A 15,615-nucleotide genomic window follows, 5' to 3' on the forward strand; every position below is an offset into this window, starting at 1 on the left:
GTGAGCAGCACGCCGCAGGGAGCCGGGCACCGGCTGGAGAACGCGATCGCCTGGGCGCTCAGGAACGTGGACGGGGTCGTCGCCATCGGCGTCGCCCTGGTCGTCGGGGCCATGGACGTCCTCAACCAGAACATGGACGACAACATCGTCTCCGGCGCCACCCTGCTCGTGCTCGCGGCGCTGGTGTACGGCTCGCTCACCGAGCGCCGGCGCCGGATGGCCGACCTGCGCGCCGCGACCGCCGGAACCAGCCGGGCCATCGAGGACCTGGCGATGGTCCGCGCGCTCTCCGGCGCCGAGGTCGCGCTCGCGCACGAGCGAGCCCGGCGCGCCACCACCCGCTGGGTGTTCAAGGGCGGCACCGGCACCTATCTGCGGGCCGTCACGCTGCCCGAGTGCGTGCTGGAGGCCCAGCGGCAGCGGCGCTCCCTCAGCATGAAGATCGACATCATCAACCCCGCCGACGACCACGTCTGCGCCGCGTACGCGCGCTTTCGCAGTACGTTCGGCTTCACCGAGTGGACCGTGGAGCGCACCCGCAAGGAGGCGTACGCCACCGTCGTCGCCGCCTGCTGGCACCGGCAGCGGCTGGACACCCTGGAGATCGACGTCCATCTGTCGTCGGTGGCACCGACGCTGCGGTTCGACCTCTCCGACACCTGCCTGATCATCACCCAGGACGACCCCAGCCGGGTCAGCCTCTACGTCGAGCGGGACCGGCCGCTCTACGACTACTACGTCACCGAGCTGCACCAGAGCCGGGAGCAGGCGGTCAAGCTCGATCTGCGCGAGGCCGTCCCGCTCGCCGACGAGCCCACCGTGGACGAGGTCGGACGCCTGCTGGACCGGCTCGGCCTGCCGCTTCCGCCGAGCTTCACCGACCGTGACGTCGGCGACATCATCGACAAGGCGCTGCGCGCGGAGAACCCGTACCGCAGGTGAGCGCCGTGTTCCGGCCAAGGGGGGAAGGAACATGGACTACCCGGCTCTCGAACGGGCCGCCCGGCGGCACGCCGCCGCCGAGCTGATCCGGCACGCCGAATCGGAACTGGACCGGATCGTCTCGGGCCGCGCCGCGCTGCGCGCGATACGCCACCCACTGGGCTTCGTCTGCCTGCCCGTCCTGCGCGACGGCGACGACGGCGTCTGCGTCCACCTCTTCGGCACGCCCGACGCGGAACCCGACCGCTCGGTACCCCAAGTGCACTGCCACAGCTGGGACTTGACCAGCACCGTGCTGTACGGGCGGCTCGACAACCGGCGCGTGGACGTGCGCGACGATCCCGGCGAACCCACCCACCGGGTCTTCGAGGTGCTCAGCGATCCGTCCGGCGTCGACGAACTGCGGCCCACCCAGCGCCTGGTACGGCTGCGGCCCGGCGCGAGGCAGACCAGCGCGCGCGGCCAGAGCTACACCCTCCCCGCGGGTGAATTCCACACCAGCGTGGTGCCCGACGGCCGTCCCACCGCCACCCTGGTCCTGGGGCGGACCCTGCCCGGCCGGGTGGACCTCTCGCTGGGCCCGCCGTCCGCCCCCGGGCACCGCATGGTCCGCCGGACGTGCGACGCGACCCAGACCGCCCGGCTCGCTCGGGCCGCCCTGAGGAGGATCCATGAGCCCGAACCCTGATCCCTCGCCCGACCCGGCCTCTTCTTCTCCGGACGGTTACGCCGTCGAGCACCGTACGGCCGTGGGCGCCGCCGAGGAGGCCGGGGCGCTGCTGCGGTCCCGCTACCCCGACGGCTTCGCCGCCCGCCCCAAGGGAGAACTCGGCGACGTCGTCACCGACGTGGACGTGGCCGCCGAGCAGCTCGTCGTCGGGCGGATCCGGGACCGCTTCCCGCACGACCGGATCCTGGCGGAGGAGTCCGGCGAACTCGCCGGCGACGGTGGCGGCCGCACCTGGCTGATCGATCCCCTCGACGGCAGCAACAACGTCGTCATCGGGCTGCCCGTCTACGTCGTCGGCGTCGCCCTCTGCGTCGAGGACACGCCCGTCCTGGGCGTCGTCCACGACCCGCTGACCGGCCGCACCTGGTCCGCCCTGCGCGGCGGCGGGGCCCAGGGGCCGGGCGGGCGCCTCGCCCCGCCGCGCGCCCGCCCGCTCTCCGCCGCGGGCCCCCTGCTGGCCTGGACCCAGGGCCACGCCGTCTCCCGTGACGACCCCGTCGCCTGCGCCCTGCGCCACACCCTCGAACTCCGCTCCCGGCGCCTGCTCCAGCTCTGGGCACCGCTGGTCGCCTGGGCCATGCTGGCCCGCGGCGACATCGACGGCTTCGTCGGCTACCGCGCGGAGGCGATCGACCTGCCCGCCGGTGCGCTGCTCGCCCGCGAGGCGGGGGTCGCGCTGCGGCACCTCGACGGCGCGGAGTTCGGCGGCGGCTTCGGCGGCCCCGACACGGGGCGTTCCTTCGTCGCCGGGCGCCCGGAGATGCTGCCGCACCTCCTCGACCTCGTCAGCCCCTTCTCTCCCGGTACCGAGGACACGCACAGGACGGAAAGCGCCCCGACAGGTCCAGCGGCGCGGCGTTCCTCGGCGGCCGGTACGCCACCGTCGGCGTGGGATGCACGCTGACGAAGCCGTCCTCTTCCTTCGTACCGCAGGCCCGCGGTACTGCACCTGAGCGGTCAGCGCGTCAGTGCCAGCGCCCCCACCGCCGCGATCACCGCCGCCGTCGCCAGCACCGCGCCCGTGCCCATCAGGCGCGCCACCGGCACCCGGACGCCGTGCGCCTGGCAGCGCTCGTACCACAGGAGCGTCGCCAGGGACGCCCACGGAGTGATCACCGGGCCGGCGTTGGTGCCGACGAGGAGCGCGAGGAGCTGGTCGTGGTTGGCGACCGGGACCGCCGCCTCTCCGGCGAGGTAGACGGGCAGGTTGTTGAGGACGTTCGACAGGCCGCCGCCCACCGCCGCCGCGCGGAACAGGCCCGGTGTGCCGCCGTGGTGGCCGATCGCCGAGGCCAGCAGGTCGTGCAGTCCGTGCGCGTCGACCGTCTCGACCACCAGGAACATGCCGGGCACCATCACCAGCAGCCGCCAGGGGACGAGCGACAGCCGGATCGCGGACCGGTCGCGGACGGCGAAGGCCGCCACCGCGACGAGCGCGGCCGTCGCGGAGGCGATCCACAGGGGGACGTCGGCCACCAGGATGGCGATCAGGAAACCGGCGCAGGCGAACGCGCAGGCGCGAAAGAGCACGGGGTCGGCGGGCCGGTGCACGGCGGGCGGCACATAGCGGTCGGCCGTGTCGGGACGCACATCCGCCGCACGCGCCGCACCGGGCCCCGACACCGGCACGGCGATCAGACCGGACTCGTCGACAACAGGCCCCCCACGCCTGCCCCGCCGCCAGAAGAACAGCCACAAACAAGCCATGGTCACGACCAGCGCGGCGAGTTGCGGTGCCCACATCCGTCCCGCCAGGCCCAGCGGGGACAGCGCGACCCGGTTGGCGGCCAGCAGGTTCGTCAGGTTGGACACGGGCAGCAGCAGGCTCGCCGTGTTGGCCAGCCATACCGTGGTCATCGCCAGCGGCACCGGCGCGATGCCCACCCGGGAGGCGAGCGCCAGCATCACCGGAGTCAGCAGGACGGCCGTGGTGTCCAGGTTCAGGGCGATCGTCGTGACGGAGGCGAAGGCCACGCACAGCAGGAACAGCAGCGGGTAGCTGCCCCGGCCCGCCCGCGCCACCCGGACCGCGAGGACGTCGAACACCTCGGCCCTGCTGGTCAGTTCGGCCAGCACGATGACCGTGCCCAGAAAGGGCAGCAGCGGTGCGATGCGGGTCATCGCGTCGGATGCCGACCCGGTGGGCAGCAACCCCGTGGCGACACAGAGCAGTCCGGTCGCCAGCAGACCGATCGCCACCCGGTCGAGGACATGCAGACGCAGTAAGACACGCACGGTTGGAAGGGTCGCACAGTTGTGCTCCGCTGTGACCGGGCCGCTGCCCATGAGGCTGTCGAACGCCTGGAAACGGCCGTCATCGGTCTGTCTTCTCACGGCATCATGCATACATGGTGGCTCGTCAGAACATCCCGGGGGACACCGGGCCATTGGACTTCTTCATCAGCTACTCGCCCGCCGACGAACGGTGGGCGTCCTGGATCGCCTGGACCCTGGAGGAGGCCGGGTACCGGACGGTGCTGCAGGCCTGGGACTTCGTCCCGGGCACGAACTTCGTCGACTTCATGGACCGGGGCGTGAGCGAGTCCGCCGCCGTCATCGCCGTACTGTCGCACAACTACGAGCGCTCCCGGTACGGGCGGATGGAGTGGCAGGCCGCGTTGCGGGCCGACCCGGACGCGCCGGAACGGCGGCTGCTCACGGTACGGGTCGAGGACATCCCGGTGGAGGGGCTGCTCGCCACCATCACCTATGTCGACCTGGTGCCGGTCGCCGATCCGGCGGCGGCGCGGGAACTGCTGCTCGCCCGGGTCCGGCAGGCCCTCGACGGGCGCGCCCGGCCCAGCGCCCGCCCGCACTACCCGGGAGCCGGCGGCCACTCCGTCCCTCCCGCGCCGTCCGTGCCGAGCCCCGGGCGGCCGCTCGGCGGGCCCGGGTGGGCGGGGCGCCGTAGACCCGCCGCGGCGCCGTCGTACCCGCGGGTGTCCTCGCCGGTCCGCGAGCAGGAGGCGGTCACCGTGCTCCAGCTGGCCGGGCCCGCCTTCGGCCGGGGCCAGGACCCCGCCGAGCTGCAGGCCGCGATCTGGGGCGACCTGGTCGAGCTGACCGACGCCGGGGCGCCCTCGCCCGACCTGCTCGTCGTCACCGGCGACCTCACCGCCTCCGGCAGCCGGCGCGAGTTCGAGCAGGCCCTCGCCTTCCTCACCGGGCTGCGCGCCCTGCTCGGGCTCGAACCGCACCGGGTCGCGCTCGTCCCTGGCGGCCAGGACGTCAACCAGGCCGCCTGCCAGGCCTACTTCAGCACCTGTGAGGCCGACGAGATGCCGCCCCGGCCGCCGTACTGGCCCAAGTGGCGCCACTTCGCCCGGCTGTTCCAGGAGCTGTACCAGGGGCTGGACGTCGTCTTCGACAGCGATCAGCCGTGGACCCTCTTTCCCGTGCCCGAACTGCACACCGTCGTCGCGGGGCTCAACTCCTCCATGGCCTACAGCCATCGGCGCGACGACCAGTACGGGCTGATCGGCCGTGAGCAGGCCGCCTGGTTCGCGCAGGCGCTGCGCCCCCATGAGACCGAGGAGTGGCTGAGGATCGGCGTCGTACGGCACTTCCCCGGTGCCGCCCGGCCCGCCGTCGGCGTCCGCCGCGCCGGTGCGCCGGGCACGGCCGCCCTGGACGGCGCCGGCCCGCTGCGCGACACCGAGGTGCTGACCCGGCTGACCGCGCCCCGGCTCCATCTGCTGCTGCACGGCCCGGCCGACTCCGGCGCGGCACAGCACGACCTGGCCACCGCCGCCGGCGAGGTGCCGCTGATCGGCACGGGCAGGCCCGGCGGGCATCAGCTGGTGCGGATCGGCCGGGACGGACTGGCCGTCTGGCCGGGGCCGGGGGAGCCGCGGCGGCGTTCGCTCCCGTGGCGGCGGGCCCAGCGGGCCTTCGGACCGCCGGACGCCGGCGCCCCCGCGGATCAGGACGGCGGCCTCGTCCCCGACCCCGAGCCGCGTGCCGTGCAGACCCCGGCCGAGATACTGCTCGCCCGGGTCACGGAGGTGTGCCGCACCCGTCACGAGGGGGCGCAGATCCGCCCGGTGGACGGGCCGGTGCCCCAACTGCTCGTCACCTGGAGCCAGTCCGGCTTCGTGCGCCAGCAGCGGGTGGCCGTGCACACCGGCACCCCGACCGGCGACGACGTCGACCGGTTCGTGGCCCTCGTGCACGCCGCCGACGCCGAGACCGAGGCCGAACTCGTCCACGACGGGCCGCCGCCCGCCCGCGAACTGCGGGACGCGGCTCGGCGCCGGGGCGTGCGGGTACGCAGCTTCACCGAGTTCCAGGGCCTGCTCGACCTGCGTGGATACGTCCTCGCGCAGAGCGAGCGGCTGCGCACCGACCCCCGCTACCCCCCGGGCATGTACCTGCCGCAGCGGTACCGGGAGGTGGAACGCCTCGACGCCGAGGACCGCGACGGGCTGGTCGACGACATGCTGCGGCTGCTCGACTCCGACCAGGGGCGCTTCCTGCTCCTCCTCGGCGACTTCGGACACGGCAAGACCTTCGCGCTGCGCGAGCTGTCCCGCCGCATCCCCGCCGAACTGCCGCATCTCGTCCCGCTGTTGATCGAACTGAACGCCCTGGACCGCGCCTACTCCTTCGAAGGACTCGTCGCCGCCCACCTCGCCGCCCACGGCGTCGACAACATCGACCTGCGGGCCTTCAGGTACATGCTCCAGCAGGGCCGGATCGTGCTGCTCTTCGACGGCTTCGACGAACTCGTCAACCAGGTCACCTACGATCGCGCCGCCGAACGCCTGCAGGTGCTGCTGGACTCCGCCGTGGACAGCGCCAAGATCGTGGTCTCCAGCCGCACCCAGCACTTCCGCTCCCAGGGGCAGGTCCTCACCGCGCTCGGCGAACGCGTCGGCCTGCTCCCGCACCGCCGGGTCCTGGCCGTCCAGGAGTTCACCCCGCAGCAGATCCGCGCCTACCTGGTCAACCGCTACGACGGCGACGAACGCGCCGCCGACCACCGGCTCGGGCTGCTCGACGCCATCCCCGACCTGCTCGCCCTGTGCCGCAACCCCCGGCTGCTCGGCTTCGTCGCCGACCTCGACGACGACCAGCTGCGCGCGGTCGCCGGCGCCGGCCGCGCCCTCAGCCCCGCCGGGCTCTACCAGGAGGTGCTCACCGCCTGGCTCGGCTTCGAGGCACAGCGCGGCAGCGGCAGCCCCGGCCGGGCTCCCGGACTCTCCCTGGACCAGCTGTGGGACGCGGTCAGCGCGCTCGCCCTGCGGCTGTGGGAGAGCGGCCAGGACTCGCTGCGCCTCGACGAGCTGACCGACGTCGCCGAGACCCTCGGCGGCCTCGCGGAAGCCCGGCTGTCGGTGCCGCAGACCGCCCATGCCATCGGCTCCGGCAGTCTGCTGGTGCGCAGCGACGACGGTGTGTTCCGGTTCATCCACGGCTCGGTGGTGGAGTGGCTCGTCGCCCGCGAGTGCGCCCGCCGGCTCACGGACGGCGACAGCACCCTGCTCGGCCGGCGCCAACTCAGCCAGCTGGCCGTGGAGTTCCTGTGCGACCTCGCCGACCACCGGATCTGCCAGGCCTGGGCCGAGCAGGAGCTGTCCGGCACCTCCGGGGACACCTCCCCGGACGCCGCCCGCGCCAACGCCGTGAAGATCCTCAGCCGGCTGCGCGTGCCCGCCCACACCGATCTGCGCGGCGCCGCCCTCGCCGGGGAGGACCTCTCCCACCGCGACTTCTCCGGCGTCGACCTCACCCGTGCCGACCTCACCGACGCCCGCCTCGTCGGCGCCAACCTCTCCGGCGCCGTCCTGCGCGGCGCCCGGCTGGTCGGCGCCCGGCTCGACGGTGCGGATCTCACCGGCGCCGACCTGCGCGGGGCCGACGTCCGACGGGCCCGGCTGATCGGCACCGACCTGACCGGCGCCCGCGTGGACGGCGGCCGTTGGCGGCGCGCGGCGCTGATCTCGGCGACCACCGGACCCCTGGCCGACAGCCCTGAACTCGCCACCGCGGCGAGGGCGCCCGGCATGGCCGTCGACTCCGGCTTCCGGCCCTCCGCGGTCGGTGTGCCGTACGGCTTCGACATGCAGACCAGCCGGCTGCCCGAACCCATCTCCTACAGCCCCGACGGCGAGCTGCTCGCGGTCGGCAGCGAGGACGGCGGCGTCCTCGTCTGCGACGCCGCGACCGGCACCCCGCTGCGCACCTTGCAGGGCCACACCGGCCGGGTCTACGCCGTCCGGTTCCGCGCCCGGGTTCTCGCCACCGGCAGCTCCGACGGCACCGTACGCCTGTGGGACCCGGTCTCCGGCCGCTGTGTGCATCTGCTGGAGATCCACCCGAAGGGCGTCTGGCCGCTCGCCCTGGACGCCGACGGCTCCCTCCTGGCCACCGGCGACGCCGACGGCGTGGTCACCGTCTGGGACACGGCCTCGGGCGCCGCGCTGCACCGGCTGCCCGGCCACGCCGCACCCGTCTACACCATGGCGTTCGGGCCGGACGGCACCTCGCTGGTCACGGGGGACGCCTCCAGCGCCGTACGCCTGTGGGACCTCGCCACCGGGCGGCAGACCGGTGAACTGCCCGGCCACCAGGGCGCGGTGTACCGGGCGCGGTACAGCCCGGACGGCACCCTGCTGGCCACCGGCGACCGCGGCGTCGAGCGCAGCAACGGCACCGTGCGGATCTGGGACCTCGCCACCCGCACCCTGCGGCACGAGTTCACCGGGCACTCCGGCCGCGTCTACACCCTGGACTTCCATCCCGGCGGCACCCTGCTGGTCAGCGGTGACACCCAGGGGGAGGTACGGCTGTGGGACCTGGCCACCGGCCGCTGTGCCGGGCTGCTCGGCGGCTGCCAGGGCGCCGTGTACCAAGTGCTGTTCGACCTCGACGGGGCCCTGCTCGCCGCCGGGGACAGCGCCGGCGTCGTCCGGCTGTGGCGGATCGACCCGGCGGCCGACCCGGTCGCGGCGCCGCTGAACCGGCAGCCCGCCGAGCACCGCGGCTCGGTGTGGGTGTGCAAGTTCCGCCCGCACGGCGACACGCCCGTCACGGGCCCCGGCGCGCTGCTGGTGACCGGCGGCAACGACGGCGTCGTCCGCCTCTGGGATCCGTCCACCGGCCAGGGCCGGCGCATCCTGCGCGGTCATGGACGCCGCATCGGCACCCTGTCCTTCAGCGCCGACGGCTCGATGCTGGCGGCCGGCGGCAACGACGGTGTCGTACGGGTCTGGAACTCCGCCTCCGGCCGGCGGCTGCGCGAGCTGACCGGGCAGAGCGACCGTCTGGTGTCGGCGGCGTTCGGCCCCGCCGGATCCCTGCTGGCCACGGCGAGCAGCGACGGCGACCTCTATCTGTGGAACGCGGCCACCGGCGAGTACCAGCGCGAACTGGACGTCGAGACCGACCATGTGTGGGCGGAGGCGTTCAGCGCCGACGGCCGGCTCCTCGCCACCGCCAACGACGACGACACGGTGCGGCTGTGGTACCGGAGCACCGGGGCGCATGTCGCCACCCTCAGCGAGCACCACGGCCGGGTCCGCGCGATCGCCTTCCGCTCCGACGGGGAGGTCCTGGCCACCGGCTGCGACGACCGCACGGTGCGGATCTGGGAGACGGACGGCCACACCCTCACCGCCGAACTCGACGGCCACACCGACCGCGTGTACGCCGTGGCGTTCGCCCCCGACGACTCCTGGCTGGCCAGCGCCTCCTGGGACGGTACGGCGGTGATCTGGAGGGACGGCGAGATCGACCGTCGGCTCACCGGCCACACCGGCAAGCTCTGGACGGCGGCGGCCCACCCCCGGCGCCCGCTGCTCGCCACGGCGGGCGACGACCGGACCGTCCGCCTCTGGAACCCGGAGACCGGCCGGGAGACGGCGGTGCTGACCGGCCACACCGGCCGGATCCTCGCCGTGGCGTTCAGCCCCGACGGCTCCCTGCTCGCCAGCGGCGGCGAGGACGGCACGGTGCGGCTGTGGCACGTCCCCGAGGACGCCCCCGCCGCCCTGCGGGCCACTCTGGTCGGCATGCCCGGCGGCTGGGCCGCGCTGTCCCCGACCGGCGGCTACAAGTACGAGGGCGACGTCACCGGCGAGTTCTGGCACGCGGTCGGCATGTGCCGCTTCGAACCCGGCGAACTGGACGGCCATCTCGCGGGTGTGCGCCATGTGCCCCTGGACGCGCCGCTGGAGTGACGCGGCGGACGGAGCAGACGCAGCGGACGGAGGAGGGCGGCGGGCGGAGGAGCGGAAGGCGGTGGCAGGGCACTTTTGAACGTGTTCAACTCCCGGCGTACGCTTGTCCCATGAGCGACAGAGCCGCCCTGCTCAAGGGCATTCGCGCCTGGTTGGTCCTCTTCGTCGTGTGCCTCGTGCTCAGCGGGGCCACCGCCTTCGCCCTGGTGAACGAACTGCGCTGGACGGACAGCGTGTTGCGCGCGCTGTCCGTGCCGGAACACCTGCCGGGACTGGCGCACTGGATCGAACGGGTGCGCGCCGGGCTCGACACCGCCGACTCCGACTACCCCTTCCTCCTCTACGGCACCGACTGGCTCGCCTTCGCCCACCTCGTCATCGCCGTCGCCTTCTACGGCCCCTACCGCGACCCCGTCCGCAACATCTGGGTCGTCGAGTTCGGGATGATCGCCTGCGCCGGCATCATCCCGCTCGCCCTGATCTGCGGACCGATCCGGGGAATCCCCTTCTGGTGGAGCCTGATCGACATGTCCTTCGGGGTCGTCGGAGTCGTCCCGCTCCACGTCGTACGCAAGAAGATCAAGCGCCTGGAGTCGCTGGGCTCGCCGGCTCTCGCCGCTTGATCGTTCAGCGGCCGTCGCGCAGTGCGTGCAGGGTGTCGACGCGGTTCGTCGTGATCGAGTCGACGCCCAGGTCCAGCAGGCGGCTCATCGAGCGGCGGGTGTCCGGGGTCCAGACGGACAGCAGGTGTCCGTCGTGGTGGACGCGGGCCGCCAGCTCCCGGCTCACCAGGGAGAAGCGGTAGTTGAGCCAGCGCGGGCGGACCGCCGCCAGCAGCGCGGGCCGGGGCGGGGCGAGGGTCGTCCAGGTGAGGGCGATCTCGGCGGCCGGGTCGGCGGCGCGCACCGCGAGCATCGCCTCGGCGCCCGCACAGTAGTAGACGCGCTCCTGGGCCCCGCACTGCCGGACCACGTCCACCACCGGGTCCACCAGCCGCCGGTCGACGCGTCCGCACAGATCCACCATCACCCGGCTGTCGCCGGTGGCCTCCAGCGCCTGTGCCAGCGTCGGCACGCCGCCCGCCGTGAGCCCGCGCACCTCCTCGGCGGACAGCGCGGCCAGCGGCCGGTCGTGTTCCCACAGCCGTCGCAGCGTGTCGTCGTGCAGCAGCACGGGGACGCCGTCGCGGGTGAGCCGTACGTCGATCTCGACCGCGTCCGCGCCCCGGTCGAGCGCGGAACGCAACGAGTCGACGGTGTTCTCACGGAAGCGGTAGGGGTCGCCGCGGTGGGCCACGGCGGTCACGGTCTGCATGCTCCCCATTGTGGTGCGCGTCAGGAGGCGAGCCAGGCGCTGGTGTACGTGTCGATCTCCGCCGCGATCCGGGACTTGCCCCCGGCGTCCAGGAAGGAGGCCTCGACCGCGTTCTTGGCGAGGTCGGCCACGCCGCGCTCGTCCAGGTCGAGCAGGCGCGCAGCCACCGCGTACTCGTTGTTGAGGTCGGTGCCGAACATCGGCGGGTCGTCGGAGTTGATCGTGACCAGCACTCCGGCCCGGGTGAACTCCTTGATCGGGTGCTCGTCCAGGGTGCGGACCGCGCGGGTGGCGATGTTCGAGGTCGGGCAGACCTCCAACGGGATGCGGTGCTCGGCGAGGTGGGCGAGCAGCTCCGGGTCCCGCGCGGAGCTGGTGCCGTGCCCGATGCGCTCGGCGCGCAGCTCGTTCAGCGCGTCCCAGACCGTCTCCGGGCCGGTCGTCTCGCCGGCGTGCGGCACCGAGTGCAGTCCGGCAGCGATGGCCCGGTCGAAGTACGGCTTGAACTGCGGTCGGGGCACGCCGATCTCGGGGCCGCCGAGCCCGAACGACACCAGGCCCTCCGGACGGATCCGGTCGTCGGTGGCGAGCCGCGCCGTCTCCTCGGCGGACTCCAGCCCGGCCTCGCCGGGAATGTCGAAGCACCAGCGCAGTACGGTCCCGAACTCGGCCTCGGCCGCCTTGCGGGCGTCCTCGATCGCCGCCATGAAGGCCGACTCGTCGATGCCGCGCCGGGTGGAGGAGAAGGGGGTGATGGTCAGCTCGGCGTAGCGCACCTGCTGCCGGGCCAGATCGCGGGCCACCTCGTACGTCAGCAGCCGGACGTCCTCCGGGGTGCGGATCAGGTCGACGACCGACAGGTACACATCGATGAAGTGGGCGAAGTCGGTGAAGGTGAAGAAGTCGGCCAGGGCCTCGGGGTCGGAAGGGACCTTGGAGTCGCGGTGGCGGGCGGCCAGTTCCGAGACGATGCGCGGGGAGGCGGAGCCGACGTGGTGGACGTGCAGTTCGGCCTTGGGCAGTCCGGCGATGAAGGTCCGCAGATCGCGGTCGGCCGTTCCGGTGGCGAGTGCGGAGCTGTCGGTCATGGGGTCCTCCCCGGGAAGGCGCCCGCGGAGCGGGGTCCGTGGTGCGGGCGCGGTGATCGGCTGATCGGTTGCGCGGGATCATCGTAGGCCCCGGCCCGCCCCGCCTCCGCCTGCGCCTAGCATGGCGGCACAGCCAGTAGAGGGGTCCATCACCATGTCCGACGAGGCGCCGCTGCCCACGCCACAGGAGAACCGGCCTGCGGGAGCGAGCCCGACGCCGCCCCGGGTGTCCCTGGGCAAGGGGCCGGGGGAGCGGGAGGAGCGGCCGGACGCGGTTCGGGACGCGATACCCGAGTCCGGCCCGGACTCGACCGCGGGTGGGGCGTCCCTCCACTACCAGCAGACACTGACCTCACTGCCCGCGGCCCCGGACACCCCCGCCGTACCCTCGCCCTGGGCCCCGCCGGCCGCCGGTTCCGCCCCCTCGCCGGCGAACCCGTTCGCACCCCCTGCGGCCACGCCGCCCCTGAACCCGTACGCCCCGCCGGCCGCCCCCGCGACCCCCTACGCATCGCAGCCCCCCGCCACCCCCTACGCCCCGCCCGCCGCGCAGTACACGGGCCCGGAGCCGGTGCCCCCGCCGCCCATCGCCCCCGACGGCCCCGGCCAGGTGCCGTACGGCTACCCCGGCGCACCGGCGGCGTACGGCTACCCGGGCCGGCCGCAGCCGCCCTACGCCGGCCCCTACCCGTCCGCGGGCGGCTACGGCTACGGCTGGCCCGGTACGCAGCCGATGCCGAGCAACGGCATGGGTACGGCCTCGCTGGTGCTGGGCATCCTGGCGGCCGTCTGCTTCCTGCTGTGGCCGGTGGCCCTGGTGCTGGGCGTCCTGGCCATCATCTTCGGCGCCCTCGGCCGCGGAAAGGCCGGTCGAGGCGAGGCCACGAACCCCGGCATGGCCCTGGCCGGCCTCATCTGCGGCGGCGCGGGCATCGTCCTGGCCGTGGGCTTCATCGCCCTCGTCATCGCGGCCGGCACCTGAGGTCGAGGGCGCCGAAGACGATGGCCTGGACGGCGTCAGTCCGTCCTGCTCCCGGCCAGGGCCTCCCGCGCCTCCATGAGGGCGAAACCCAGGAGGTTCGGCCCCCGCCACCGCTCTGGATCCGACGCCGCCTCGTCGTCGGCCGCCAGACCGATGCCCCACACCCGGTCCACGGGGCTCGCCTCCACCAGGACCCGGTCGCCGGTACCCACAAGGAACGCGCGGAGCGCCGCGTCGGCCGTGAACTTGTGCACGCTGCCCTCGACCACGATCCGGAAGCGCTCGCGCTCCCATGTCGCCGGGTCGAAGCCCTTGACCAGGCGACCCGCCTTCTTCGCCTCGGCGGGATGCTCCGCGGCCAGCACCCGGCGCTCCCCCTGCGCGTCCTCGAAGAGCCGGGCCTTGCCCGCCATCATCCAGTGCTCCGCCGTCGCGTACTCCACCCCGTCCACCACGAAGGGTGACGGCCACCACTGGCTCAGACAGCTCGCGCCGATGCGGCCGTCCGGCCTCGGCCGGTGCCCCCAGAAGTGCAGGTACCTCACCCTCGCCCCGGCGCGGACCTCGCTGATCAGGGCTTCCACCCCGTCGATCTTCCCCATGCACGCGAGTCTGGCACGCACCACTGACATTCCGTCCGCCCTTTTCCGTTCCGACTCGACATCTGGTCCGACAGATTTCGTCGCGTAACCAAAAGGCAACAACGGAATCACTTGTTGGAGTCCTATTGCTCTGTCAGGATCGGCACTCAAATCGAGCTGGAGCTACGCCACCCACCCCCCGGGACGGGGCGAACGGCGGAGGAGAGCGACATGCAGAACCCGGGCACCGCCACCCCGGAACGATTCCCCGCGCAGGAGCGATTCGCCGAGGGCGCGCAGTTCATCGCCGGAAAGCCGGCCAAGGGCACCTCGGGCCGCAGCCACGCCGTGGTCGACCCCGCCACCGGCGACGGGGTGTACGTCTACGAGCTGGCCGGCGCCGACGACGTCGACGCGGCCGTCGCCGCCGCGCGTGAGGCCTTCCCGGGCTGGTCCTCGGCCACCCCGGGGGAGCGCTCCGACGCCCTGCACCGCTTCGCCGCCGTCCTCGCCGACCGCGCGGAGGAATTCGCCCGCGCCGAGTCCCTGCAGTGCGGCAAGCCGCTGAAGCTGACCCGCGAGTTCGACGTGCCGGGGACCATCGACAACACCGCCTTCTTCGCGGGCGCCGCCCGGCATCTGCAGGGGCAGTCCGCCGGTGAGTACTCGGGCGACCACACGTCGTACGTCCGGCGCGAGCCGATCGGTGTCGTCGGGTCCATCGCGCCCTGGAACTACCCGCTGCAGATGGCCGCCTGGAAGATCCTCCCGGCGATCGCCGCGGGCAACACCATCGTGCTCAAGCCCGCCGAGCTGACCCCGCTCACCTCGCTGCTCTTCGCGCAGGCCGCCACGGACGCCGGTCTTCCCGACGGCGTGATCAACATCGTCACCGGTACCGGGAAGGAGGCGGGGGAGCGCCTCGTCGGCCACCCGGACGTCGCCATGACCTCCTTCACCGGGTCCACCGCCGTCGGCAAGCGCGTCGCCGAGGTCGCCACCGCCACGGTCAAGCGGCTGCATCTGGAACTGGGCGGCAAGGCCCCCTTCGTCGTCTTCGACGACGCCGACCTGGAGGCCGCCGCCAACGGCGCGGTCGCGGGCGCGCTCATCAACACCGGCCAGGACTGCACGGCCGCCACGCGCGCGTACGTGCAGCGACCGCTCTACGAGGCGTTCGTGGAGCGGACCGCCGCGCTGATGGAGACCGTGCGGCTCGGGGATCCGTTCGCCGCGGGCACCGACCTCGGCCCGCTGATCTCCCACGTCCAGCGGGACCGGGTCGCCGGTTTCGTGGACCGTGCGCGTGCCTACGCGCGCGTGGTGACCGGCGGCGAGGCGCCGCAGGGCGACCTGGGGAAGGGTGCCTACTACCGGCCGACCCTGATCGCCGACGCCGCCCAGGACAGCGAGATCGTCCAGTCCGAGATCTTCGGTCCCGTACTGGTCGTACTGCCGTTCGACGGTGATGATGAGGGCATCAGGCTGGCCAACGACACCCCGTACGGCCTCGCCGCCTCCGCCTGGAGCACGAACGTGTACCGAGCGAACCGCGCCACCCGCGAGATCAAGGCGGGCTGCGTGTGGATCAACGACCACATCCCGATCATCAGCGAGATGCCGCACGGCGGCTACAAGGCCTCCGGCTTCGGCAAGGACATGTCGGTGTACTCCTTCGAGGAGTACACGCAGGTCAAACACGTAATGTTCGACAATACGGCGGTGGCCCGCAAGGACTGGCACCGCACGATCTTCGGGGACCGGTAGCAGTCGCCGCCCGGCGACAGCCGGACATCAC

10 protein-coding genes and 1 pseudogene are annotated in these 15,615 nt (G+C 73.3%); 7 read left to right on the forward strand and 4 right to left on the reverse strand.

Annotated features, from left to right (window positions below; translation table 11 throughout):
- From AQI95_RS30315 to AQI95_RS30325, 3 genes are read left to right on the forward strand one after another with little or no spacing between them, the layout of a single operon-like run.
- Nucleotides 1-942, forward strand: coding sequence for a hypothetical protein (locus AQI95_RS30315; RefSeq protein ID WP_244188894.1), 942 nt, complete (start codon nt 1-3; stop codon nt 940-942).
- A gap of 31 nt (nt 943-973) precedes the next feature.
- Nucleotides 974-1,630, forward strand: coding sequence for a hypothetical protein (locus tag AQI95_RS30320; RefSeq protein ID WP_067130861.1), 657 nt, complete (start codon nt 974-976; stop codon nt 1,628-1,630).
- Nucleotides 1,614-2,576: an inositol monophosphatase family protein gene (locus AQI95_RS30325; RefSeq protein WP_067130864.1), complete on the forward strand. Its 963-nt coding sequence runs from the start codon at nt 1,614-1,616 to the stop codon at nt 2,574-2,576. Before AQI95_RS30320 ends, AQI95_RS30325 begins: the two co-directional genes overlap by 17 nt.
- A 53-nt stretch (nt 2,577-2,629) precedes the next feature.
- Here the strand turns inward: AQI95_RS30325 and AQI95_RS30330 are convergent, their stop codons facing one another.
- Nucleotides 2,630-3,907 (reverse strand): ArsB/NhaD family transporter, encoded by a 1,278-nt coding sequence (locus AQI95_RS30330; RefSeq protein WP_244188895.1) that lies wholly within the window; start codon nt 3,905-3,907, stop codon nt 2,630-2,632.
- Nucleotides 3,908-4,020: 113 nt separating this feature from the next.
- Between AQI95_RS30330 and AQI95_RS30335 the strand changes: the two genes are divergently transcribed.
- Nucleotides 4,021-9,852, forward strand: a complete 5,832-nt coding sequence (locus AQI95_RS30335) for a WD40 domain-containing protein (RefSeq protein WP_067130866.1) — start codon at nt 4,021-4,023, stop codon at nt 9,850-9,852.
- 110 nt (nt 9,853-9,962) lie between these two features.
- Nucleotides 9,963-10,475, forward strand: a complete 513-nt coding sequence (locus AQI95_RS30340; protein WP_067130869.1) for a hypothetical protein — start codon at nt 9,963-9,965, stop codon at nt 10,473-10,475.
- A gap of 4 nt (nt 10,476-10,479) precedes the next feature.
- Here AQI95_RS30340 and AQI95_RS30345 read toward each other — a convergent pair whose 3' ends face one another.
- Together AQI95_RS30345 and AQI95_RS30350 are read right to left on the reverse strand one after the other, a co-directional pair.
- Nucleotides 10,480-11,166: a glycerophosphodiester phosphodiesterase gene (locus AQI95_RS30345; RefSeq protein WP_067130872.1), complete on the reverse strand. Its 687-nt coding sequence runs from the start codon at nt 11,164-11,166 to the stop codon at nt 10,480-10,482.
- Nucleotides 11,167-11,186: 20 nt separating this feature from the next.
- A pseudogene (locus AQI95_RS30350) lies at nt 11,187-12,343 on the reverse strand (adenosine deaminase); the annotation flags it as partial.
- A gap of 65 nt (nt 12,344-12,408) precedes the next feature.
- On the opposite strand from AQI95_RS30350, the gene AQI95_RS49220 reads away from it, so the two are divergent.
- Nucleotides 12,409-13,236, forward strand: coding sequence for a DUF4190 domain-containing protein (locus tag AQI95_RS49220; protein WP_244188896.1), 828 nt, complete (start codon nt 12,409-12,411; stop codon nt 13,234-13,236).
- A gap of 35 nt (nt 13,237-13,271) precedes the next feature.
- Here AQI95_RS49220 and AQI95_RS30360 read toward each other — a convergent pair whose 3' ends face one another.
- Nucleotides 13,272-13,838, reverse strand: coding sequence for an NADAR family protein (locus AQI95_RS30360; protein WP_067130878.1), 567 nt, complete (start codon nt 13,836-13,838; stop codon nt 13,272-13,274).
- Between the two features lie 210 nt (nt 13,839-14,048).
- Here AQI95_RS30360 and AQI95_RS30365 point away from each other — a divergent pair, with 210 nt between their 5' ends.
- Nucleotides 14,049-15,584 carry a gamma-aminobutyraldehyde dehydrogenase gene (locus tag AQI95_RS30365; protein WP_067130881.1) on the forward strand — a complete coding sequence of 512 codons (1,536 nt, stop codon included), beginning with the start codon at nt 14,049-14,051 and terminating at the stop codon, nt 15,582-15,584.
- Nucleotides 15,585-15,615: the final 31 nt, after the last annotated feature.

Origin of the sequence: Streptomyces yokosukanensis, from assembly GCF_001514035.1 — a bacterium.
Taxonomy (GTDB): domain Bacteria; phylum Actinomycetota; class Actinomycetes; order Streptomycetales; family Streptomycetaceae; genus Streptomyces; species Streptomyces yokosukanensis.

Coding starts and splice junctions, on each gene's coding strand:
- AQI95_RS49220 (WP_244188896.1), top strand. CDS start 12,409: ATGTCCGACGAGGCGCCGCTGCCCACGCCACAGGAGAACCGGCCTGCG.
- AQI95_RS30340 (WP_067130869.1), top strand. CDS start 9,963: ATGAGCGACAGAGCCGCCCTGCTCAAGGGCATTCGCGCCTGGTTGGTC.
- AQI95_RS30320 (WP_067130861.1), top strand. CDS start 974: ATGGACTACCCGGCTCTCGAACGGGCCGCCCGGCGGCACGCCGCCGCC.
- AQI95_RS30360 (WP_067130878.1), bottom strand. CDS start 13,838: ATGGGGAAGATCGACGGGGTGGAAGCCCTGATCAGCGAGGTCCGCGCC.
- AQI95_RS30345 (WP_067130872.1), bottom strand. CDS start 11,166: ATGCAGACCGTGACCGCCGTGGCCCACCGCGGCGACCCCTACCGCTTC.
- AQI95_RS30365 (WP_067130881.1), top strand. CDS start 14,049: ATGCAGAACCCGGGCACCGCCACCCCGGAACGATTCCCCGCGCAGGAG.
- AQI95_RS30335 (WP_067130866.1), top strand. CDS start 4,021: ATGGTGGCTCGTCAGAACATCCCGGGGGACACCGGGCCATTGGACTTC.
- AQI95_RS30325 (WP_067130864.1), top strand. CDS start 1,614: ATGAGCCCGAACCCTGATCCCTCGCCCGACCCGGCCTCTTCTTCTCCG.